This window comes from Pseudomonas sp. Irchel 3H3 (assembly GCF_900187635.1).
Lineage (GTDB): Bacteria > Pseudomonadota > Gammaproteobacteria > Pseudomonadales > Pseudomonadaceae > Aquipseudomonas.
The window spans coordinates 22,430-43,008 of sequence record NZ_FYEC01000039.1; the positions used below are offsets into that span (position 1 = coordinate 22,430).

Genomic DNA, 20,579 nt, shown 5'->3' on the forward strand with positions numbered 1-20,579 from the left:
CGTTGTTATGCCCCCCACCCCAAGCCAAAAAAAACGGCCAACCCACAAACTGGATCAGCCGCATTCTCTACAAACGAAACAACCAAATCACCCAATAAACGAATAAATCAGCGCTGTAATCGCCACCAACCCCACCGCCGTGACAAACACATTCGACGCCTGACCACGATACCGCGCCATCGCCGGCACCTTGCGAATCGCATACATCGGCATCAGGAACAGGATCGCCGCAATGATCGGCCCACCCAGGGTCTCGATCATGCCCAGGATGCTCGGGTTCAGCGTCGCGACAATCCAGCACACCACCAGCATGAACGCCGCAGTCATGCGGTCCAGGGCCTTGGCACCCGGACGCTTGCCGCTTTTCACGATCAACCCCTTGAGGCCTTCACTGGCACCGATGTAGTGACCCAGGAACGACTTGGAGATCGCCACGAACGCAATCAACGGCGCCACGAACGCGATGGTCGGGTTGCTGAAGTGGTTGGCCAGGTACGACAGGATCGACAGGTTCTGCGCCTTGGCTTCGGCCAACTGCGCAGGCGACAGGGTCAATACGCAACTGAAGACGAAGAACAGCACCATCGCCACCATCAACAGGTGAGCGCGGGACAGGATCTGCGAGCTGCGTTCTTCGGCGTGGACGCCATAACGACGCTTCTGGTCTACCGCGAACGCCGAGATGATCGGCGAGTGGTTGAACGAGAAGACCATCACCGGAATCGCCAGCCACAGCGTATGCAGCAACGCCGAAGGCTCTGGCAGGGTGCTCGCGGTGCTGAGGATGCCGCCATTCCAGTGCGGAATCAGGAACACCGCCAGGAACAGCAGCGCGACGATGAACGGGTAGACCATCAGGCTCATCGCCTTGACGATCACTTGCTCGCCACAACGTACCACCGCCAGCAGGCCAAGGATCAGCACGAACGACAGGATCGCCCGCGGTGGCGGCATGATGTGCAACTGGTGCTCAAGGAAGCTGCCAACGGTATTGGTCAAGGCCACGCTGTAGATCAGCAGGATCGGAAAGATCGCGAAGAAGTACAGCAAGGTGATCAGCGCGCCGGCCTTGAGGCCGAAATGCTCTTCGACCACCTCGGTGATGTCGGCGCCCTCGCGACCGGACAACACGAAGCGGGTCAGGCCCCGGTGTGCATAAAAGGTCATGGGGAATGCCAGCAGCGCCAGGATCAACAGCGGCCAGAAACCGCCAACACCTGCGTTGATCGGCAAAAACAAGGTTCCCGCACCAATCGCCGTGCCAAACAGGCCCAGCATCCAGGTGGTGTCATGACGATTCCAGCTAGTGAGGCTTGCTGGTGCCGCCGCTTCATAACGTTCATCAACGCTATTGGCCTGATCATTCATCCGGTCGGATCTCCGCATTCCGGTCACTTGCCACTCGGTCAGGGCGAGTCAGAAAAAGCTGACAGGCAGCGCCCTGGCCGAAACAGGGGCGCGATTGTCCGGTATTAATGAACAGAAGCAAAGACTTAGCTGAGGAGCGGTGGTGCGGATCAGATAAATGACAGGGGGTTTTCTGTTCTGCTGGAGTCTTGGTGTCGATACTGAAATTGGTAGCAGCCACTCAGGGGCAATCGCTATCCGATGAAATCCTTGAGCAGCACAAGGTTTTCTAAACCGGGACTGAACGACTAACAACGCAATATAATCTATCAATTTATATAAGTAGGAATAACCCTACAATCCGAACACAATTAAACAAGACAAAACATTACTCCAAATAAACGCACGCAATTGTTACAAGCCACCACCCCGCTATTGAGCAACAGGTCTTCCAGGGCTATATTTTTTGCGCTTTTAATTCTGATAATTAATAACCAGCAACCTGCAAAATCCTCAGAAGGCGATAACCTCATGCAAAAAAACAAGATGACTTTTAAATGCCTGCTTCTCGCGGCACTGTTATGTCCACTTAGTAGCTTTGCGCAACAACCCCCCGCCACTGCCGACATCCGGGAAATGGCCTCCTCTGCTCGATGGCTGACAACCAAGGTGTATATCGAGGGCGCCCCCCAAACGGACGTGAAAGACAATTATCCAGGCGTGGTTGGAATATCAACGTGGGACCCGGAACGCAATCGCTACGAGTTTTTTTACACTGACACAGGCGAATCCAAGTACAGCAATGGCGGCGGCGGGTACTTTTTCGTCACTGGCGATCATAAGACCCACATTCTGGTACCCGATGTCGGGCCAATCAAGACAGTGGTCAGGCGCCTGGAAGCACTGAATCGAAACGAGTTCACTTACTCTCGTGAAGTCCCCCACCATACGGGACAAAACACCCCCCCTGTGCGCATCTATGTTGTTCATGCCCCTTACACTGGTTCAGTAGAAACTAAGTCCGCGCTCAAGCCAGGCACACCTGTCACCGACTAATATCAACCGATCGACTTTATGTTATCGACCTGAGAGACCCCAGCCAAACTGTAGCCTCCTTTGAAATACTTCAGCCGCCAAACCAAAACATGGAGAGTCACCGTGCAGAAAATAATCAGAACACTGCTGGCACCCACACTACTTGTTACTTCGCTCTTTTGCAGTGCGGTCAGCGCGCAGCCCACAACAACTTCCGCTGCAAAAAATGCCGTTGCTACGCCAGAGAATGCAGTCATGCTGACTGTTTTTTTAAAACATGATCAGTCAAGGCCCTTGGGCGAACTGAAGACTCAGCTTGCCAGTCAAGGATTTTACAAGACATTTCCACCTGCGGGAGTCGAGGTTGTCAGTTGGAACATCATGATGGGCATTGGGCAAGTGGTCACACTACGACTTCCAGCCTCTCGCTTGGCAGAAGTAAATCTCGCACTCGAAAATACGGCGTGGGGAGCATACAGGACCGAGTTTTATCCGACCTATGATTTCAAAGCCATCGCACTGGCGGAACAAAACAGGGCAAACCAGTCGCCAACAGCCCAGTGACATTGCAGCAGCACACCGCCTTTGCAGTGTGCTGCGCATAGACGTCACTGCGCTTGCGGTGGCCCAGCATCATAAATTTGCTTCTTGCGCGAAGCAGGCCAGACTGGAAAACACTGCAACCGCGATCAACCACCATTGCCAATTGGTTCTGGAATCAGCACTCTGAAACGACGCATGACGCCCGCCACGCCGCCGACTACAGGAGCAAAGTAATGCCCGCAACTGTCCTTGTACTGGTTGAAACCATCAACGACTACCTGCCGATTCTCGAACACCAAGGCTTTCACCTGATCCTCGCCCCCACTCCTACCGAACGCACCCAAGCCATCAACACCTACGGCGGGCAAATCGACGCAGTGCTGACTCGCGGGCCACTGGGACTGTATGCCGAAGAAATCGCCGCCCTGCCCAACCTGAAGATCATCTGCGTGATCGGCGCCGGCTACGAGCAGGTCGATCTGCAGGCCGCCAGCAACCGGGGCATTCGCGTGACCAATGGTGCGGGGGTCAACGCCTCATCGGTGGCCGACCATGCCATGGCCCTGTTGTTGGCACTGGTGCGTGACATTCCCCGGGCCGATTCGGCAGTGCGCCGCGGCGAATGGCCAAAAATCATGCGCCCCTCCCTCGCCGGCAAGCGCCTGGGCATACTCGGGCTCGGTGCGGTGGGCATGGCTATCGCCAAGCGCGCGGCCAATGGTTTTGACATGAGCGTCAGTTACCACAACCGCCAGGTGCGCAACGACGTGCCCTATGACTTCTGCTCCACCCCCACCGAACTGGCGCGGGCCTCGGACTTTCTGATGGTTTGCACCCCGGGCGGCCTGGGCACCCAGCACCTGATCAACAAGCAGGCGCTGGACGCCCTCGGTCCCCACGGTTTTATCGTCAACATTGCCCGCGCCAGCGTGATCGTCACCAGCGACTTGATCAGCGCCCTGGAGCAGCGCCGGATCGCCGGAGCCGCCCTGGATGTGTTCGATGACGAACCCCTGGTGCCGGATGCGCTCAAGGCCCTGAACAATGTGATCCTCACCCCTCACGTCGCCGGCCTGTCGCCCGAAGCGACCCAGGGCACCGTGGAACTGGTGGGGCAGAACCTGCTGGCATTCTTCTCCAGTCGCCCGCTGCTGACCCCCATAGAACTGCCACCGGCGGTTCGGCGCGCGCTGCGCTGAAGCACTTTCAAACGCCTGTATCAAAAGCAATGATTAACCGGCAACACGCTCACCTATAAAGGGCCGCCGTGGTTGTGGGTGCCGGGTGTGCGCATTAGATTAGCCAATAATTCCTGCCATCCAGAATAAGCAGAAGGGATAAGCATGGCGCTTAACGACCAGTCCACCCGTATTCGCGCAGGCGAAGAACTCGATGCCAGCCTGATCGATCCGTACCTCAAGGCCCACATTCCGGGCTTGAGCGGGTTGCCGCAGATCAGCCAGTTCCCCGGCGGTGCGTCGAACCTGACGTACCTGCTGGAATACCCCGAGCAGGAATTTGTCCTGCGTCGCCCGCCCTTTGGCCACAAGGCCAAGTCCGCCCATGATATGGGCCGCGAGTTCCGCATCCTCAACCAGCTCAAGGACGGCTTCCCTTACTGCCCCAAAGCCTACGTGCACTGCACCGACGAAGCGGTGATCGGCGCCGAGTTCTATGTAATGGAACGGGTCAAGGGCATCATCCTGCGCTCCGAACTGCCACCGGAGCTGGGCCTGGATGCGACAAAGACCCAGGCACTGTGCAAGAGCTTCATCGACAAGCTCGTCGAGTTGCATGGCGTCGACTACCAGGCCTGTGGCCTGGCCGACCTGGGCAAGCCTGAAGGTTATGTGGCGCGGCAGATTCGTGGCTGGAGCGAGCGCTACGACAAGGCCCTGACCCCGGATGCGCCGAGCTGGGAGGCGGTCAAGGCCTGGCTCAACGACAAGATGCCAGCCGACCACCCGACGTCGAGCATCGTGCACAACGACTATCGCTTCGACAACGTGATCCTCGACCCTCACAACCCAATGCAGATCATTGGCGTGCTGGACTGGGAGCTGACCACCCTGGGCGATCCGCTGATGGACCTGGGTAATTCCCTCGCCTACTGGATCGAGGCCGCCGACCCGGCGCCAGTGCAACTGATGCGCCGCCAACCCAGCCATGCCCCCGGCATGCTGACCCGGCGTGAGTTCGTCGACTACTACGCCGAGCGCTCAGGCATCCAGATCGAGAATTTCGACTTCTACTACACCTACGGGCTGTTCCGCCTGGCCGGTATCGTGCAGCAGATCTACTACCGTTTCTTCCATGGCCAGACCCAGGACAAACGCTTTGCGCAGTTCATCTCGATGAACAAGCTGCTGGAGCAGATGAGCCTGCAAGTGATCCACAAATCCAGTCTCTGACCGCCCTTCCGGCGCCACGCCCCCTCACAAGGAAAAACCATGTCCAAGACTCAGTTGTTCGACCTCGACGGCAAGATCGCGTTTGTCTCCGGCGCCAGCCGTGGCATCGGTGAGGCCATTGCCCGGCTGCTGGCCCAGCAAGGCGCCCATGTGATCGTGTCGAGCCGCAAGCTCGAGGGTTGCCAGCACGTGGCCGACGCCATCATCGCCGAAGGCGGCAAGGCTACTGCGATTGCTTGCCACATCGGGGAAATGGAGCAGATCAGCCAAGTCTTTGCCGGGATCCGCGAACAGTTCGGCCGCCTGGATATCCTGGTCAACAACGCTGCCACCAACCCGCAGTTCTGCAACGTGTTGGACACGGACCTGGGGGCCTTCCAGAAAACCGTCGATGTGAATATCCGTGGGTACTTCTTCATGTCGGTGGAAGCCGGCAAGCTGATGCGCGAGAACGGTGGCGGCAGCATCATTAACGTGGCGTCGATCAACGGCATCTCGCCGGGTATCTTCCAGGGCATCTACTCGGTGACCAAGGCCGCGGTGATCAACATGACCAAGGTCTTTGCCAAGGAATGTGCGCAGTTCGGCATTCGTTGCAACGCCCTGCTGCCGGGCCTGACTGACACCAAGTTTGCCTCGGCGCTGGTGAAGAACGACGCGATCCTCAATACCGCACTGCAACAGATCCCGCTCAAGCGCGTGGCTGCGCCGAGTGAAATGGCGGGCGCGGTGCTGTACCTGGCGAGCGATGCGTCCAGCTATACCACTGGGGTTTCGTTGAATGTGGATGGGGGATTCCTGTCTTGACCTGATCTTTTGATCTTGGGTTTTTGGGCATATCCGTTGGCGGGGTCAGGCCGGCCTGCTTTGCCTGGTGTACGAATCTCTACTGTAGGAGCGGGGGGGCATATCAGCCCCTGCGCACCAAACGCTGCGCCAGCGCCTTGGCCTGGCTTGCCACATCCGTCACCGCGGTACTTTCCCACCACATGCCCCGCAAGGGTGGACCCATGGCGAACAGCCGTTGGGCGACCTGGCCCTGGGCGTCGATCACTGCCCCATCGGCTCGCGCGGCAATCCCCAGGGCCAGCGGCCCCGGCTGGATCAAGCCACGGACCAGCAACTGCCGGGGTAATGGCCGGGCAACCCGGCGCCAGTCGTATTCGATGCCACTGGAGTTGATCAAGGCATCGCCGCCGACCACCGTTATCTCAGACTCGCCGCGTCGCCGCAGCGCCAGGCTGAGCCGACCCTCGTGCGCCGGCAGCAGGCCCTTGAACGACGCTGCGTGAATCCGCAGCCGTCCCTGCTCATGCAAACGGGCCACCAATTCGGCACTCAGGGGTGGCGAACGGTGGTGATGGCTTTCCCACCAGGGCCGCACATGCTGCACGAACTGCCGGCGCTGCACGTCCGTGGCCTGGCTCCACAAGCGCGCGATATGAGCGCGCACGGTGTCCAGCGGCGCTTGCCAGTCGATGCCCTGGGCCAGCGCCGCCCGGCACTGGCGGCGCACCTCGCGAAGCAGTTGTCGGGGGCTGCGGATGTCCGGGTCCTGGGCCAGGAAATCCATCCACTCCGGCGGTTGCCGCCGCACATGCGGCAGCAGGCCGTGGCGGGAGAACACTTCGATTGGTCCACGGTGGCCGGCCTGCTCCAACGAGACTACGGCATCGACCATGGTCAGGCCGGAGCCGATGATCATCACTGTCGCGTGCGGATCGAGTTCCGCCATCGCCGCCACGTCCCAGGGATCGAGCGCCGATGCGTTGATCCCGCTGGAGTGGGTTTGCGGGGTTCTCGCCGCCGGGAACATGCCAGTGGCCAGCACCGCAAACTCACCGCGTAGCCGGCTGCCGTCACTCAAGGTCAACCAGGTCGCCTGGGCATCGACCTGCAGATCCACCACTTCGCCGCGCACATGCTCGACGCTCGAGCCCTGCAGGGCACCCTGTTCCTGCGCTTGCGCCAGGCGCTGTTGCACATAGACCCCGAACAGCCCCCGCGGCGGGAACAACTCGGCAACCGGCACCGCTTGCTCTGCCGATTCCGGCCAGCCACCGGTGGCGATGAAGGCGCTCAGCCATTGGCTCAGGTCATCGGCATTGTCCGGATCGACGCTCATCCGCGCCGCGTTGCCATTGAGGGTATGGCCCAGCTCGACGGCACTGTAGGCCTCACCACGACCCAATTCGGCGCGCGGTTCGATCACCAGCACCTGGCGTCGGCCCGGCAGGCGCATCAATTGCGCTGCCAGTAGTGCACCACTCAAGCCACCGCCGACAATCAGGATATCGGCGCTACGCAAATCCGGCGGTGTTTGCTCGCAGGGAATCTCGCTCATGAATTTCTCATAATTATTTTTAATTCAAAGACTTAGATAGCTTTTAGAGAATCTACATGAGGTTTAGATCACCACGTTACGGACAAACCTGACAGCCACGGCGCCATCGTTGCGATAGGCGTGGGTGCGGTCGCTGGCAAAACTGATGAACTCACCGCTCGACAATAGCCGTTCCTCATCGCCCAGCACCACCGTCAGGCAACCCTCGAAGACATACACCTGTTCACTCCAGCCTTCGGCATCCGCTTCCGACAGATAATTCTCGCCGGGCTCTAGCCGCCATTGCCATAGCTCCACCTCGCGACTGGCGCTGGCCTTGGCCAACAACACCGCCTGGCTGCCGGGGATTGCCCCGGCCCAGGCCAACTCGTTGATGCGACTGGGGTCACGGGCATCGGGGGCTTGGATCAAGTCGCTGAAGGCCACGTCCAGCGCTTCGGCAACCCGGTCGAGGGTGGTCAGGCTGACGTTCTTCTCGCCAGCCTCGATGGCTACCAGCATCCGCCGGCTGACCCCGGACTTTTCTGCCAGCGCAGTCTGGCTCAGTTCGGCGGCATGGCGCAGGCGGCGAACATTCTGGCTGACGTGTTGCAGGACGGAGGCGCGTTGGCCATGGTCTTTGTGCACTATATTGCTCACTTTTTTGATTGCGCAGTATACTGCCCAACTGTCGACGCATTGTGCGTCCCACTCAGGAAGCGCGCAAGACCATGACGCCGGCAACCCCTTGCAATCCCTCTTCCCGGCGCCTGCGTTTAAGCAAGGCCGAGTGCGTGCTGGTGCTGATCACCATGATCTGGGGCGGCACGTTCCTGCTGGTGCAACACGCCATGACCGTCAGCGGACCGATGTTCTTCGTCGGCCTGCGCTTTGCCGCCGCCGCGTGCCTGGTGGCCCTGTTCTCCTGGCGCAGCTTGCGTGACCTGACCCTGTTCGAGCTCAGGGCGGGGTTCTTCATCGGCGCCGCGATCATGATCGGCTACGGCCTGCAAACAGTCGGCCTGCAGACCATCCCCAGCAGCCAGTCGGCCTTCATCACCGCGCTCTATGTGCCGTTCGTGCCCTTGCTGCAATGGCTGGTGATGGGGCGGCGGCCAGGGCTGATGCCCAGCATCGGCATCATGCTGGCCTTTACCGGATTGATGCTGATCTGCGGCCCGGCCGGGGCATCGCTGAATTTCAATGCCGGCGAATTGGTGACCTTGATCAGTGCCGTAGCCATCGCCGTCGAGATCATCCTGATCAGCAGCTACGCCGGCCGTGTCGATGTGCGGCGGGTCACGGTGGTGCAACTGGCGACCACCTCGATCCTGGCGATGCTGATGATTGTACCGACCGGGGAAGTTATTCCCGGATTCTCCTGGTTCCTACTGGCCAGCGCCCTCGGCCTGGGCGCCGCGAGCGCCGCGATTCAACTGGCGATGAACTGGGCGCAAAAAAGCGTCTCACCAACACGCGCGACCTTGATCTACGCCGGCGAGCCAGTGTGGGCCGGGATTGTCGGAAGGATTGCCGGGGAACGGTTGCCAGGATTGGCGCTGGTTGGCGCGGGGTTGATCGTGCTGGCGGTGATTGTCAGTGAGTGGAGGGCCAAGGAAAAGGCTGACGTCGAGGTGCAGGACGCTGTTTAGGGCGCGAGGGGATTTCCAAGTGGGGACATCTGATCTGATGCGTTGAAGGGCGGCGAGGACTGCGTCCTCGAACGCAGCCTCGCGGGCTCGGCAGCTGCTACGGGGGGCTGGGGTATTGCCCAGATTTGTGGTGTGTGGGGATCGCCATCGCGGGCGAGCCCGCTCCCACAGGGGATACGTTCCAGCCAGGCAAAGCAGGGCGCAACCCTAAGTAGCCGTTACCGCAGCAACGGATATGCACATACATCTACCCACCACCGAAACAATGATAAACAGGTAAATTCAGTCTAACTTGTAGGATTCTGCCACAGCTTGGCAGTTGGTGATCCGGGCCTCGGCAAGTATGATCCTTCACAAACTTGCGCAGAATAGAAGCCTATGTCCCTGATAGTTCTACTGCTTCTGCCATTCATTGGCAGCTGTCTGGCGGCTTTGCTGCCCCACAATGCACGTAATGCTGAATCGATTCTCGCTGGACTGGTCGCCCTCGTCGGCACCATCCAGGTAGCCTTGCTGTACCCGCAAATCGCCGACGGCGGGGTGATTCGCGAAGAATTCTCCTGGCTGCCCAGCCTCGGCCTGAACTTCGTCCTGCGCATGGACGGGTTCGCCTGGCTGTTTTCCATGCTCGTGCTGGGCATCGGCACCCTGGTGTCGCTCTACGCCCGTTACTACATGTCGCCCGAAGACCCGGTACCGCGCTTCTTCGCGTTTTTCCTGGCGTTCATGGGCGCCATGCTCGGATTGGTGATCTCCGGCAACCTGATTCAAATGGTGTTCTTCTGGGAACTGACCAGCCTCTTCTCATTCCTGTTGATCGGCTACTGGCACCACCGCGCCGACGCCCGCCGAGGCGCGTACATGGCGTTGATGGTCACCGGTGCCGGTGGATTGTGCCTGCTGGCGGGGGTCATGCTGCTTGGCCATGTCGTCGGCAGCTACGACCTTGACCAGGTCCTGGCCGCCGGCGATCTGATTCGCGCCCACGCGCTCTACCCCATCCTGTTACCCCTGATCCTGATCGGCGCCTTGAGCAAAAGCGCACAGTTCCCCTTCCACTTCTGGCTCCCCCACGCCATGGCCGCACCGACACCGGTCTCGGCCTACCTGCACTCGGCAACCATGGTCAAGGCCGGCGTCTTCCTGCTGGCGCGCTTGTGGCCGTCGCTGTCCGGCAGCGAAGAATGGTTCTACATCGTCAGCGGTGCCGGGGCCTGCACCCTGTTGCTCGGCGCCTACTGCGCCATGTTCCAGAACGACCTCAAGGGCCTGCTGGCCTACTCGACCATCAGCCACCTGGGCCTGATCACCCTGCTGCTCGGCCTCAACAGCCCACTGGCGGCAGTGGCAGCGGTGTTCCACATTCTCAACCACGCGACCTTCAAGGCCTCGCTGTTCATGGCTGCGGGGATCATCGACCACGAAAGTGGCACCCGTGACATCCGCAAGCTCAGTGGCTTGATCCGCCTGATCCCGTTCACCGCCACCCTGGCCATGGTCGCCAGCGCCTCGATGGCCGGCGTGCCGTTGCTCAACGGTTTCCTCTCCAAAGAGATGTTCTTCGCCGAAACGGTGTTCATCAACGCCACCGCCTGGGTCGAGACCAGCCTGCCGATCATCGCGACCATCGCCGGCACCTTCAGCGTCGCCTACTCCCTGCGCTTCACGGTCGACGTGTTCTTCGGCCCGACCGCCACCGACCTGCCCCATACCCCTCACGAGCCTCCACGCTGGATGCGCGCGCCGGTCGAGTTGCTGGTGTTCACCTGCCTGCTGGTGGGGATTTTCCCGGCCCAGGTGGTCGGCCCGCTGCTGGCCGCTGCCGCCTTGCCGGTAGTCGGTGGCACCTTGCCCGAGTACAGCCTGGCGATCTGGCACGGCCTCAATGCGCCGATGATCATGAGCCTGATCGCCATGTCCTGCGGCATCATTCTCTATCTGCTGCTGCGCAACCAGTTCAAGCACGGGCGCTTCAAGTACCCGCCGCTGATTGGCCGGTTCAACGGCAAGCGCCTGTTCGAACGCAGCCTGGTGGTGATGATGCGCCTGGCCCGCCGCCTGGAGCGACGGATCAGCACCAAGCGCCTGCAGGCACAACTGTTCCTGCTGGTGCTGGCGGCAGTGCTGGCCGGGTTGATCCCGATGCTGGGCAGCGGTATCAGTTGGGGCGACCGGCCGAAGATCCCGGGCTCGATTGTCTTCGTCACCCTGTGGCTGCTGGCGATTGTCTGCGCCCTGGGCGCCGCCTGGCAGGCCAAGTACCACCGTCTTGCTGCCCTGACCATGGTCAGTGTCTGCGGCCTGATGACCTGCATCACCTTCGTCTGGTTCTCGGCCCCGGACCTGGCCCTGACCCAACTGGTGGTCGAGGTGGTGACCACGGTGCTGATCCTGCTGGGCCTGCGCTGGTTGCCACGGCGGATCGAGGAAGTCTCGCCACTGCCGGGCAGCGAAGCCCGGGCCAAGGTTCGCCGTCTGCGCGACTTGCTGCTGTCGATCGCGGTCGGTGTCGGCATGGCGCTGCTGTCCTACGCCATGCTGACCCGCCAGACACCCAACGACATTTCCTCGTTCTACCTCAGCCGCGCCTTGCCCGAAGGCGGCGGCAGCAACGTGGTCAACGTGATGCTGGTGGACTTCCGCGGCTTCGACACCCTGGGTGAAATCACCGTGCTGGCGGCCGTGGCGCTGACCGTGTTTGCCTTGCTGCGGCGCTTCCGTCCACCCAAGGAAAGCATGCAACTGCCGGCGCAACAGCGCCTGCTGGCACCCGACGTGGTCACCGACCTGGTCAACCCGCGCCAGGCCAGCGACACCGCCCTGGGCTTCATGATGGTCCCGGCCGTGCTGGTGCGCCTGCTGCTGCCGATTGCCCTGGTGGTCTCGTTCTACCTGTTCATGCGCGGGCACAACCAGCCTGGCGGCGGGTTTGTCGCCGGCCTGGTGATGTCGGTGGCGTTCATCCTGCAGTACATGGTGGCCGGTACCCAATGGGTCGAGGCACAGATGAGCCTGCGTCCGTTGCGCTGGATGGGCACCGGGCTGTTGTTCGCCAGCGTCACCGGCCTCGGTGCCATGGCGGCCGGCTATCCGTTCCTGACCACCCATACCTGGCACTTCAGCTTGCCGCTGCTGGGTGATATCCATATCGCCAGCGCGCTGTTCTTCGACGTCGGCGTGTATGCCGTGGTGGTCGGTTCGACCCTGTTGATCCTGACGGCCCTGGCGCACCAATCGGTGCGTGGCCACAAACCGAGCAGCCAGCCCAAACCCATTGCCAAGCCAGGAGCTGCCTGATGGAAGAAGTCATCGCAATTGCCATTGGCGTACTGGCGGCCTCCGGGGTCTGGCTGGTACTGCGTCCGCGGACCTTCCAGGTGGTGATGGGCCTGTGCCTGCTGTCCTACGGGGTCAACCTGTTCATATTCAGCATGGGCAGCCTGTTTATCGGCAAGGAGCCGATCATCAAGGACGGCGTGCCCCAGGACCTGCTGAACTACACCGATCCCCTGCCCCAGGCGCTGGTACTCACCGCCATCGTCATCAGCTTTGCCATGACCGCGCTGTTCCTGGTGGTGCTGCTGGCATCCCGGGGCCTGACCGGCACCGACCATGTCGATGGCCGGGAGCCTAAAGAATGAACTGGATGCAACATCTGATCGCCGCCCCCATTCTCCTGCCGTTGCTGACGGCGGCCTTGATGCTGCTGCTGGGGGAAAAACATCGCCCACTCAAGGCCCGGCTCAACCTGTTTTCCAGCCTGATCGGCCTGGGGATCTCGGTGATGCTGCTGTACTGGACCCAGCAACAGGGCGTCCCCAACTCCATCGGCGTGTACCTGCCCGGCAACTGGCCGGTGCCGTTCGGCATCGTGCTGGTGGTCGACCGCCTGTCGGCCTTGATGCTGGTCCTGACCGGTATCATCGGCGTCAGCGCCCTGCTGTTCGCCATGGCCCGCTGGGACGGGGCCGGGGCCAGTTTCCATGCGCTGTTCCAGATTCAACTGATGGGCCTGTACGGCGCCTTCCTGACGGCCGACCTGTTCAACCTGTTCGTGTTCTTCGAAGTACTGCTGGCGGCCTCCTATGGCCTGATGCTGCACGGCTCGGGTCGCACCCGGGTATCCGCGGGCCTGCACTACATCTCGATCAACCTGCTGGCCTCCTCGCTGTTCCTGATTGGCGCGGCGCTGATCTACGGCGTCACCGGCACCCTGAACATGGCCGACCTGGCGCTGAAGATTCCCCTGGCGCCCGAAGCCGATCGAGGCCTGCTGCATGCCGGCGCGGCGATCCTCGCGGTGGCGTTCCTGGCCAAGGCCGGGATGTGGCCACTGAACTTCTGGCTGGTGCCGGCCTACTCCTCGGCCAGTGCGCCGGTGGCGGCGATGTTCGCGATCATGACCAAGGTCGGCGTCTACACCCTGCTGCGCCTGTGGACCCTGCTGTTTTCCGGGCAGGCCGGAGCCTCGGCGTATTTCGGCGGTGACTGGCTGATCTACGGCGGCATGGCGACCATTGTCTGCGCGGCGCTGGCGATCCTCTCCGCGCGCCGCCTGGAACGCATGGCCAGCCTGAGCATCCTGGTCTCGGCCGGCATCCTGCTCTCGGCCATCGGCTTTGCCCAACCGAACCTGGTGGCAGCGGCGTTGTTCTATCTGGTCAGCTCGACCCTGGCCCTCAGTGCGCTGTTTCTCCTGGCTGAACTGATCGAGCGCTCGCGCACGGCGGTGGAAATCCCCCTGGACGACGAAGTCGAAGCGCTGCCACGTCCACTCGGAGCAAGCCCGCCGACCAAGGGCATCAACCTCGACGACGAACAGCAAGCCGTGGTCGGCCAGGTGATTCCCTGGACCATGGCCTTTCTCGGCCTCAGCTTCATTGCCTGCGCCCTGCTGATCATCGGCATGCCGCCACTCTCGGGCTTTATCGGCAAGCTCAGCCTGCTCAGTGCCCTGCTCAACCCGCTGGGGCTCGGCGCGTCCTCGGGCCAGCCGGTGTCGACTGCGGCCTGGTGCCTGCTCGCGCTGTTGATCCTGTCCGGGCTGGCTTCGCTGATCGCGTTCTCGCGCCTGGGCATCCAGCGTTTCTGGACCCCGGAAGAGCGCCAGCCACCGGTCCTGCGGCGCCTGGAGTGCGTGCCGATCATCGCCTTGCTGGGCCTGAGCATCTTGCTGACCTTCAAGGCCGAACCGCTGATGCGTTTCACCCAGGCCGCCGCCGACACCCTGAACAATCCCCAGCAGTACGTCATGGCCGTGCTCGGCACCCGCGCCGTGCCTAGTCCGGAAGCCCAGGCCGCCGCGCAGGAGGTGCACCCATGAGGCGTCTGTTTCCGGCTCCCTGGCTATCCCTGGCGCTGTGGGTACTGTGGTTGGTACTGAACCTTTCAGTCAGCCCGGGCAACCTGTTGCTCGGCGCGCTGCTGGGCTTCTGTGCCCCGCTGATGATGCGCAAGCTGCGCCCGCTACCGATCCGCATCCGCCGGCCGGGGGTGGTCCTGCGCCTGTTCCTGCTGGTGGGGCGTGACGTGCTGGGGTCGAACCTGGCGGTGGCCTGGGGCGTCCTGAATGCCAAGCGACGCCCGCCGCGCTCACGGTTCGTCAAGGTGCCGCTGGACCTGCGCGACGCCAACGGCCTGGCGGCGCTGTCGATGATCACCACGGTGGTGCCCGGCACGGTCTGGTCGGAGTTGGCACTGGATCGCAGCATTCTGCTGCTGCATGTGTTCGACCTGGAGGACGAAGCGCAATTCATCGAACACTTCAAGGCGACCTACGAGCGCCCCCTGATGGAGATCTTCGAATGAGTGCCCTGCTCTCGAATGCGATTGTGTTCAGCCTGTTCGTGTTTTCCCTGGCCATGGTGCTGACCCTGATCCGCCTGTTCAAAGGCCCCTCGGCCCAGGACCGGGTCCTGGCGCTGGACTACCTGTACATCATCGCCATGCTGATGATGCTGGTGCTGGGCATCCGCTATGCCAGTGATACCTACTTTGAAGCGGCGCTGCTGATTGCGCTGTTCGGCTTCGTCGGCTCCTTTGCCCTGGCGAAATTCCTCCTGCGCGGCGAGGTGATCGAATGAACCAGGCTTCTCAATTGCCCCTGTGGGTCGAGATCACCGTGGCCATTTTGCTGGTCATCAGCAGCCTGAGCGCCCTGATCGGTGCCATCGGCATGGTGCGCCTGAAGGATTACTTCCAGCGCATGCACCCGCCCGCACTGGCCTCGACCCTGGGGGCCTGGTGCGTAGCGCTGGCGTCGATCATTTATTTTTCGACGCTCAAGTCCAGTCCGGTGCTGCATGCGTGGCTGATCCCGATACTGCTGTCGATCACCATGCCGGTGACGACCCTGCTGCTGGCGCGCGCGGCGTTGTTCCGCAAGCGCATGGCGGGCGATGACGTGCCGGCTGAAGTCAGCAGCCGGCGCAACGAGAGCGGTAGTTGAGAGGCTGATTCAGACCCAGGCGACGGTCAGCAGCCCCGCCCCCAGGACTACGCACAGGGGGGAAAAGGCCCAGGTGTCGAGGCGCGCGAACTTCGACCCGACCTGCTCCTTGAAGAACCCCACCAGGTCCGAATCACCAATGGCCCGGGCAAACATCAGCAGGGCAATCGCGCTGATCAACCATTGCAGCGACCAATGTTGAATCTGTGGCACCAGCAGTCCCACTCGCAAGCTCACCATCAGGGCAATCAGCAGCAGCCCGACGGCTACCGCCAGGGTGCCCAGTGACGAAGGTTTGAAAGCCGGGCGCAACCCCTTGCCCTCGGGCGTCGGGACGTAGGGCACTACCGCATCATTGGCCCATTGACCACCCAGCGCCCAGTACACATGGATCAGGCTGATCACCACAAATGCTCCTGCAAGCCATTGAGCAAGCACGAAGGTCATGATCGAGTTTCCTTGAATCGTTGGCAGAAAAAACAGCCTAGACCAGACTAATCCTCAATGCTTTGCGATTTATCAATGAAACGCCGATCGGTATGAGCAATATCTCCGTGCCCCTCAGTTCGCTTACGCTGCGCAGGCCTGGCTGCCGCGCTGCCAGTTCAGGTCGGTAAAGTGGATCGGTGCCTGAGCGATGTCAGGACCGCCTGGCGCAGGAAAAAAGCCAGCCGCTGCTTATTCAGTCAATTGACTGCAGTAGAGGGTCCAGTGATCGCGGGACGAGGTTTATCGGGCAGGCGGTTCCTGCAGCTGCTGCAACTCTCGACGCACCATGCTGGCGTACTCCGCCGGGCGCAACAGGTAGAGCTGTGAAGCCACCCAGTTCAGCCAGGCTCCTTGCATGACCGCCTTTTCGGCGAACAACTGCAGTGCATGGGCGTGGGCGCGTGCCTTGTGCTGCTGATGAAAATCAGCCCGGGACAGACTCATTACTCACTGGCCTTGAACGACACCAACTCACCCTTGCGGAACTTCGCTGCCTTGGCGGTAACGGCCTTCAGGGTCTTGGTCAGGCCTTCCTGCAGTTGCTGATGCGCAGCAAACACGGTGACCACGCTATGGCCTTCCTTGAACACGATGGCTTGGCCATCGGCAGTGGTGACGAACGCGTAATCACCCAGGCCGTAGACCGTCAGTTTGATTTCGCGAAACTTGATTTCCAACTTGCCGCCTTCGCGGCTGGGTAATACCGCGGCGCGAAAATGATCGCCGACCTTGAGTTCAAGGCGCTGTTTGTCATCCACCACCAGGGCCGACTCGGTATCGATCTCGGCGACGTAGATACCTTCGGGGTTTTGCTCGGTGATGTAGACGAAACGAGATTGAAACTGCTTAACCAGCTTTGCGCGCAAATCACCCAGCACAAACAAAGCGTGCATATCGAGATTACTTACTGCCAACGAAATATCCCCACATCAGAAATGACACTGCCGGCAGAAAAACAGGCAGCAAAAAAACGGCCGTACCGAAGATGTCGCAACAATGGCCCAGGCTGTCATCGTGAAGCCGGTAGAGCACCGCTTCATCGCAAGGCACGAGCAGGCTACTGGATAACCACTCGCACCGTCGTCTCTGGCAGTCGTCGGATGTTGAAGGAAATGTTCCTTCTAACGATCAGAGAATACTGGACTATCAACTTTAGGGAAAAAGCTCATAAAAAAAAGCATTTTTCTGACATATAGCCTGAAGAAAATTGCTTTAGATGAGCACCTACCTCCAGTCAGTGGAGGATTCTAGAGCAGCCAAGCGCTCCTAGACTACTGAAAGTGACGTGCGACCGTCGGCAAACCATAGAAAAGGAATTCCTATGTACTCACAACACCTTGCCAGCCCAATCACCAGCAACCGCCACTATTCGCCACAGACCGTTCACGACGGGACTTGCAGGGCGATCGGCGAGCTTTTTCCAGCACCGCTTCAATTGCGTTATCAAGTCATACTCGCTGGGAATGGCTTCTTTCATATCACAGAAACCGCTACAGGTCGTGTAAGGGGTTTCCGTATGAGCCACAACGAAGCCTGTGCCCTCGCCCGCACCTTCGAAGCCAGCCACTAAGTAACCGCCCTGTAAACCGGCGCAGGTGTTTCGTCATACCAATGACATAACTGCGCCGCCTCCCCGCAACAACTGCCATACTGCCCGACCATTGAGACCCAGCCTCCTCGGCGGACTGCGTTGCAATCAATAGAATAATTTCCAAGGGAAGGCGCACGTGACCGAATTTGATATCGGCGAGTTTTTCATCCGGGGCGAAGCCAGAGAAATCGACGGCGAATTCCAGGCAGTGATTGTTATGCGTGCCAAACCACCGCTGACCACCATCACCTATCACCAGGTCGAAAAAGACCGCTGGTTCAAGACCTGCGAAGTGGCTGCCGTCGCGGCCATGGAGTCGGCCAAGGCCCTCAAGCTCGCCGTCGATCAAGGCGCCCTGAAGAGCTGATCAGACTTTCGCTGTTGCGGCCCGCGGCCTCTCGGGCTGCCCGGCATTCAACTGCGCCAACCAGGCATCCTTGCAGGCTTGCGCCTCTGTGCGGCTGCCAAAGGCCGTTCCGTACTGCTCGCCATTGAGCAGGACCACCCAGCACACTGCTTGCCCCAACGCCCGCAACCCGGCAGGCACACCACTGCCAATCATCACGGCAACATCGACCTTACATTGCATGAACCCCCCTCGGGATATTCATTAGCTTCCTATCAATAGGCCTATGGTAATGAATAGCCGAATGGGGAAATAGCGATGTGCCTGCACTATTTAGTTGCGTAACCGGTAACAATCGCGCGTAGGAGCGAGCTTGCTCGCGATGAACGTTAACGATGACGCGTATAACCTGAACAAACGCGCGGTCTTTGAGTTCATCGCGAGCAAGCACGCTCCTACAATGACCAGCATTACGCCAAACGCAAAAATCGCAACCTGCAGCAACATCCGCCTCGGACGCTGTTGCAAGTTGCGATTTGTTTGCGGCAACCCTCTAAGGGTGACCCGCGCGAATCAAGCTTGACGCTGGTGCTTGTCGATCTGCTCGTGACGTTCTTGAGCTTCGATGCAGTACTTGGTGGTCGGGCTGATCAGCAGGCGCTTGAGGCCAATAGCCTCGCCGCTGTCGTCGCACCAGCCAAAACTGTCGTCAGCGATGCGCTCCAGGGCACGTTCCAGCTGAGGCAGCATGCGCTGGTCACGGTCAATGGCGTTCACCAGCCAGGTGCGCTCTTCTTCGACCGAAGCCGCGTCAGCCGGATCTGCCGGGGTGTCCAGGCTTTCAATGGCGATGCGGTTCTGCTCGATACGCTCGTGGGTTTCCACCTTCATGTTTTGCAGCAGCTCAGTGAAATAAGCCTGTTGCTCGGCATTCATGTAGTCATCCGCCGGCATGGCCAGCAACTTATCCTTTGTCATTGATTTCTCTATAAAAAATACGTGCATTAAGGCGAATCAGGATGCGTTCCGGTCAACCTGCCAGGTTTCGCAAAGGCGCCATACATTCCAAGCGCCACCCAGCAGTCAATTTACGAGGGGGCGGCAGTCTAAGGCCGAGGGGCGGCCTCAGCAACTGAAAAGACAGGGAATTTGTCTGACAAAGCCCTTAAATTGCTCTGCGGCAAGCTTTGGGCGTTTATCGGAGTGCGTTTATAGCAAGAAATTCAACTCAGCGGCTGTATATAGAAGACAAACGGCGACAGGCGCCCGCCAGAAGTGTTCAAAGCCAGCCATTTAACGCTAGATTCTGTCCCTAGCCCCGCCACTCTCCAAGGAGCTGTACATGAAGCTGATCGGAATGCTCGACTCACCTTATGTAAGACGTGTCGCCATCAGCCTCAAGACCCTGGACATCCCGTTCGAGCACGCCTCGATTTCGGTGTTCCGCGGTTTCGAGGCGTTCCAGGCGATCAACCCGGTGGTCAAGGCGCCCACGCTGGTGCTGGACGACGGCGAAGTGCTGATGGATTCGACCCTGATCATCGACTACCTGCAAGCCCTGGGCAGCCCGGGTAAAAGCCTGATGCCGGCGTCCCTGGATCAGCGCCTGCGCTCCTTGCGGCTGATCGGCCTGGCATTGGCCGCGTGCGAGAAGTCGGTGCAGATCTATTACGAACGCAACTTGCGCCCCGCCGAGAAACAACATGCGCCCTGGCTGGAGCGGGTCAGCGGGCAATTGCATGCGGCGTACTCGGCACTGGAGCGGGAACTGGCCAGGCAACCACTGCCCATGGATGGCACCTTGCAACAGGACGGCATCACCCTCGCCGTAGCCTGGAGCTTCACCCTGCTGGTGGTGCCCGATCAGGTCGATACCACGCAGTTTCCACTGATCAGCGCATTTACCGCGTATGCCGAACAGCAGCCGGCGTTTATCGAGACCCCGATGACCTGAGGCCTCGCCTGATGCTTGCCGCTCCCGGCCTGCCCGCGATGGCCTTCCAGATATCGCCATCGCGGTCTAGGTATCTACACAGCTGTGGTGCGACGTTGCACCTGTGGGCCGGCCAGGGTGTTGGATTAGACCGAGTACATATCCATTTCTTCGGTAACGGCCTCCTATGGTTCCGCCTGACGGCGGCTCACTTTTGAACAGCCCAAAAGTAAGCAAAAGGCTCTTACCCCACCACTCGGTGCCTCGCTTAGGCTCGGCATGCCCGTACTCCGACATTGATTTGGGGGGCCACCGCAATGGGCCCTCCCTGGCCCAGTGCGGCTAAACCGGCGTCCTGCCGGTTTACCCCCCAAATCAATATCGAAGTACGGCCAGCGTGGTTAACGGGGCGCCCAGGATCAAAAGCAAAGCGAGGCGGCCTAAAAGCCGACCTGATCGCT

General features: G+C 60.5%; 22 protein-coding genes and 1 pseudogene. 15 read left to right on the forward strand and 8 right to left on the reverse strand.

Translation table 11 applies throughout. The annotated features are described in order from the left end of the window. Positions 1–87: 87 nt before the first annotated feature. Positions 88–1,368 carry a serine/threonine transporter gene (locus CKW24_RS25625; RefSeq protein WP_095171428.1) on the reverse strand — a complete coding sequence of 427 codons (1,281 nt, stop codon included), beginning with the start codon at positions 1,366–1,368 and terminating at the stop codon, positions 88–90. A gap of 510 nt (positions 1,369–1,878) precedes the next feature. Here CKW24_RS25625 and CKW24_RS25630 point away from each other — a divergent pair. From CKW24_RS25630 to CKW24_RS25650, 5 genes are all read left to right on the forward strand, one after another. Then, complete coding sequence (locus tag CKW24_RS25630; RefSeq protein WP_095171430.1) at positions 1,879–2,403, forward strand: DUF4822 domain-containing protein; 525 nt, start codon at positions 1,879–1,881, stop codon at positions 2,401–2,403. Between the two features lie 102 nt (positions 2,404–2,505). After that, positions 2,506–2,946 (forward strand): hypothetical protein, encoded by a 441-nt coding sequence (locus CKW24_RS25635; protein WP_095171432.1) that lies wholly within the window; start codon positions 2,506–2,508, stop codon positions 2,944–2,946. Between the two features lie 212 nt (positions 2,947–3,158). After that, entirely contained in the window at positions 3,159–4,124 is a 966-nt protein-coding gene (locus CKW24_RS25640) for a 2-hydroxyacid dehydrogenase (protein WP_095171433.1), read from the forward strand. A gap of 144 nt (positions 4,125–4,268) precedes the next feature. Then, positions 4,269–5,336 carry a phosphotransferase family protein gene (locus tag CKW24_RS25645; protein WP_095171435.1) on the forward strand — a complete coding sequence of 356 codons (1,068 nt, stop codon included), beginning with the start codon at positions 4,269–4,271 and terminating at the stop codon, positions 5,334–5,336. A 39-nt stretch (positions 5,337–5,375) separates the two neighbouring features. Continuing rightward, entirely contained in the window at positions 5,376–6,143 is a 768-nt protein-coding gene (locus tag CKW24_RS25650; protein ID WP_095171437.1) for an SDR family oxidoreductase, read from the forward strand. A gap of 103 nt (positions 6,144–6,246) precedes the next feature. Here CKW24_RS25650 and CKW24_RS25655 read toward each other — a convergent pair whose 3' ends face one another. Both CKW24_RS25655 and CKW24_RS25660 read right to left on the reverse strand, forming a co-directional pair. Further along, positions 6,247–7,680 carry an FAD/NAD(P)-binding protein gene (locus CKW24_RS25655; protein WP_095171439.1) on the reverse strand — a complete coding sequence of 478 codons (1,434 nt, stop codon included), beginning with the start codon at positions 7,678–7,680 and terminating at the stop codon, positions 6,247–6,249. A 63-nt stretch (positions 7,681–7,743) separates the two neighbouring features. Next, positions 7,744–8,307 carry a helix-turn-helix domain-containing protein gene (locus CKW24_RS25660; protein ID WP_095171440.1) on the reverse strand — a complete coding sequence of 188 codons (564 nt, stop codon included), beginning with the start codon at positions 8,305–8,307 and terminating at the stop codon, positions 7,744–7,746. Here CKW24_RS25660 and CKW24_RS25665 point away from each other — a divergent pair. From CKW24_RS25665 to CKW24_RS25695, 7 genes and pseudogenes are all read left to right on the forward strand, one after another. Then, positions 8,302–9,311, forward strand: a pseudogene (locus tag CKW24_RS25665) (DMT family transporter). The gene CKW24_RS25660 and the pseudogene CKW24_RS25665 overlap by 6 nt on opposite strands. A 378-nt stretch (positions 9,312–9,689) precedes the next feature. Beyond that, on the forward strand, positions 9,690–12,608 hold the full coding sequence (locus CKW24_RS25670) for a monovalent cation/H+ antiporter subunit A (protein ID WP_095171442.1): 2,919 nt from the start codon (positions 9,690–9,692) through the stop codon (positions 12,606–12,608). Next, positions 12,608–12,952, forward strand: a complete 345-nt coding sequence (locus CKW24_RS25675) for a Na+/H+ antiporter subunit C (RefSeq protein WP_005789164.1) — start codon at positions 12,608–12,610, stop codon at positions 12,950–12,952. The genes CKW24_RS25670 and CKW24_RS25675 overlap by 1 nt, the downstream gene beginning before the upstream one ends. Beyond that, positions 12,949–14,634, forward strand: a complete 1,686-nt coding sequence (locus tag CKW24_RS25680) for a monovalent cation/H+ antiporter subunit D (protein WP_095171443.1) — start codon at positions 12,949–12,951, stop codon at positions 14,632–14,634. Before CKW24_RS25675 ends, CKW24_RS25680 begins: the two co-directional genes overlap by 4 nt. Then, positions 14,631–15,119: a Na+/H+ antiporter subunit E gene (locus CKW24_RS25685; RefSeq protein ID WP_095171445.1), complete on the forward strand. Its 489-nt coding sequence runs from the start codon at positions 14,631–14,633 to the stop codon at positions 15,117–15,119. The genes CKW24_RS25680 and CKW24_RS25685 overlap by 4 nt, the downstream gene beginning before the upstream one ends. Then, complete coding sequence (locus CKW24_RS25690) at positions 15,116–15,394, forward strand: K+/H+ antiporter subunit F (RefSeq protein WP_095171447.1); 279 nt, start codon at positions 15,116–15,118, stop codon at positions 15,392–15,394. The genes CKW24_RS25685 and CKW24_RS25690 overlap by 4 nt, the downstream gene beginning before the upstream one ends. Further along, a complete protein-coding gene (locus tag CKW24_RS25695; protein ID WP_095171449.1) occupies positions 15,391–15,759 on the forward strand; it encodes a Na+/H+ antiporter subunit G in 369 nt (122 codons plus the stop codon). Before CKW24_RS25690 ends, CKW24_RS25695 begins: the two co-directional genes overlap by 4 nt. A gap of 9 nt (positions 15,760–15,768) precedes the next feature. Here CKW24_RS25695 and CKW24_RS25700 read toward each other — a convergent pair whose 3' ends face one another. The 3 genes from CKW24_RS25700 to CKW24_RS25710 form a co-directional block, all read right to left on the reverse strand. Continuing rightward, a complete protein-coding gene (locus tag CKW24_RS25700; RefSeq protein ID WP_095171451.1) occupies positions 15,769–16,206 on the reverse strand; it encodes a DUF3995 domain-containing protein in 438 nt (145 codons plus the stop codon). 282 nt (positions 16,207–16,488) lie between these two features. Next, complete coding sequence (locus CKW24_RS25705) at positions 16,489–16,692, reverse strand: hypothetical protein (RefSeq protein WP_095171453.1); 204 nt, start codon at positions 16,690–16,692, stop codon at positions 16,489–16,491. Next, positions 16,692–17,141, reverse strand: coding sequence for a hypothetical protein (locus CKW24_RS25710; protein ID WP_095171455.1), 450 nt, complete (start codon positions 17,139–17,141; stop codon positions 16,692–16,694). The genes CKW24_RS25705 and CKW24_RS25710 overlap by 1 nt, the downstream gene beginning before the upstream one ends. Before the next feature lie 428 nt (positions 17,142–17,569). On the opposite strand from CKW24_RS25710, the gene CKW24_RS28520 reads away from it, so the two are divergent. Together CKW24_RS28520 and CKW24_RS25720 are read left to right on the forward strand one after the other, a co-directional pair. Continuing rightward, entirely contained in the window at positions 17,570–17,818 is a 249-nt protein-coding gene (locus CKW24_RS28520; protein ID WP_095171457.1) for a hypothetical protein, read from the forward strand. 157 nt (positions 17,819–17,975) lie between these two features. Then, positions 17,976–18,206 carry a hypothetical protein gene (locus CKW24_RS25720; protein ID WP_095171458.1) on the forward strand — a complete coding sequence of 77 codons (231 nt, stop codon included), beginning with the start codon at positions 17,976–17,978 and terminating at the stop codon, positions 18,204–18,206. Here the strand turns inward: CKW24_RS25720 and CKW24_RS25725 are convergent, their stop codons facing one another. After that, entirely contained in the window at positions 18,207–18,428 is a 222-nt protein-coding gene (locus CKW24_RS25725; RefSeq protein ID WP_095171460.1) for a hypothetical protein, read from the reverse strand. Positions 18,429–18,758: 330 nt separating this feature from the next. Beyond that, a complete protein-coding gene (locus CKW24_RS25730; protein ID WP_095171462.1) occupies positions 18,759–19,163 on the reverse strand; it encodes a TraR/DksA C4-type zinc finger protein in 405 nt (134 codons plus the stop codon). Positions 19,164–19,527: 364 nt separating this feature from the next. Here CKW24_RS25730 and CKW24_RS25735 point away from each other — a divergent pair, with 364 nt between their 5' ends. After that, positions 19,528–20,139, forward strand: a complete 612-nt coding sequence (locus CKW24_RS25735) for a glutathione S-transferase (protein ID WP_095171464.1) — start codon at positions 19,528–19,530, stop codon at positions 20,137–20,139. The last annotated feature ends 440 nt before the right edge of the window (positions 20,140–20,579 follow it).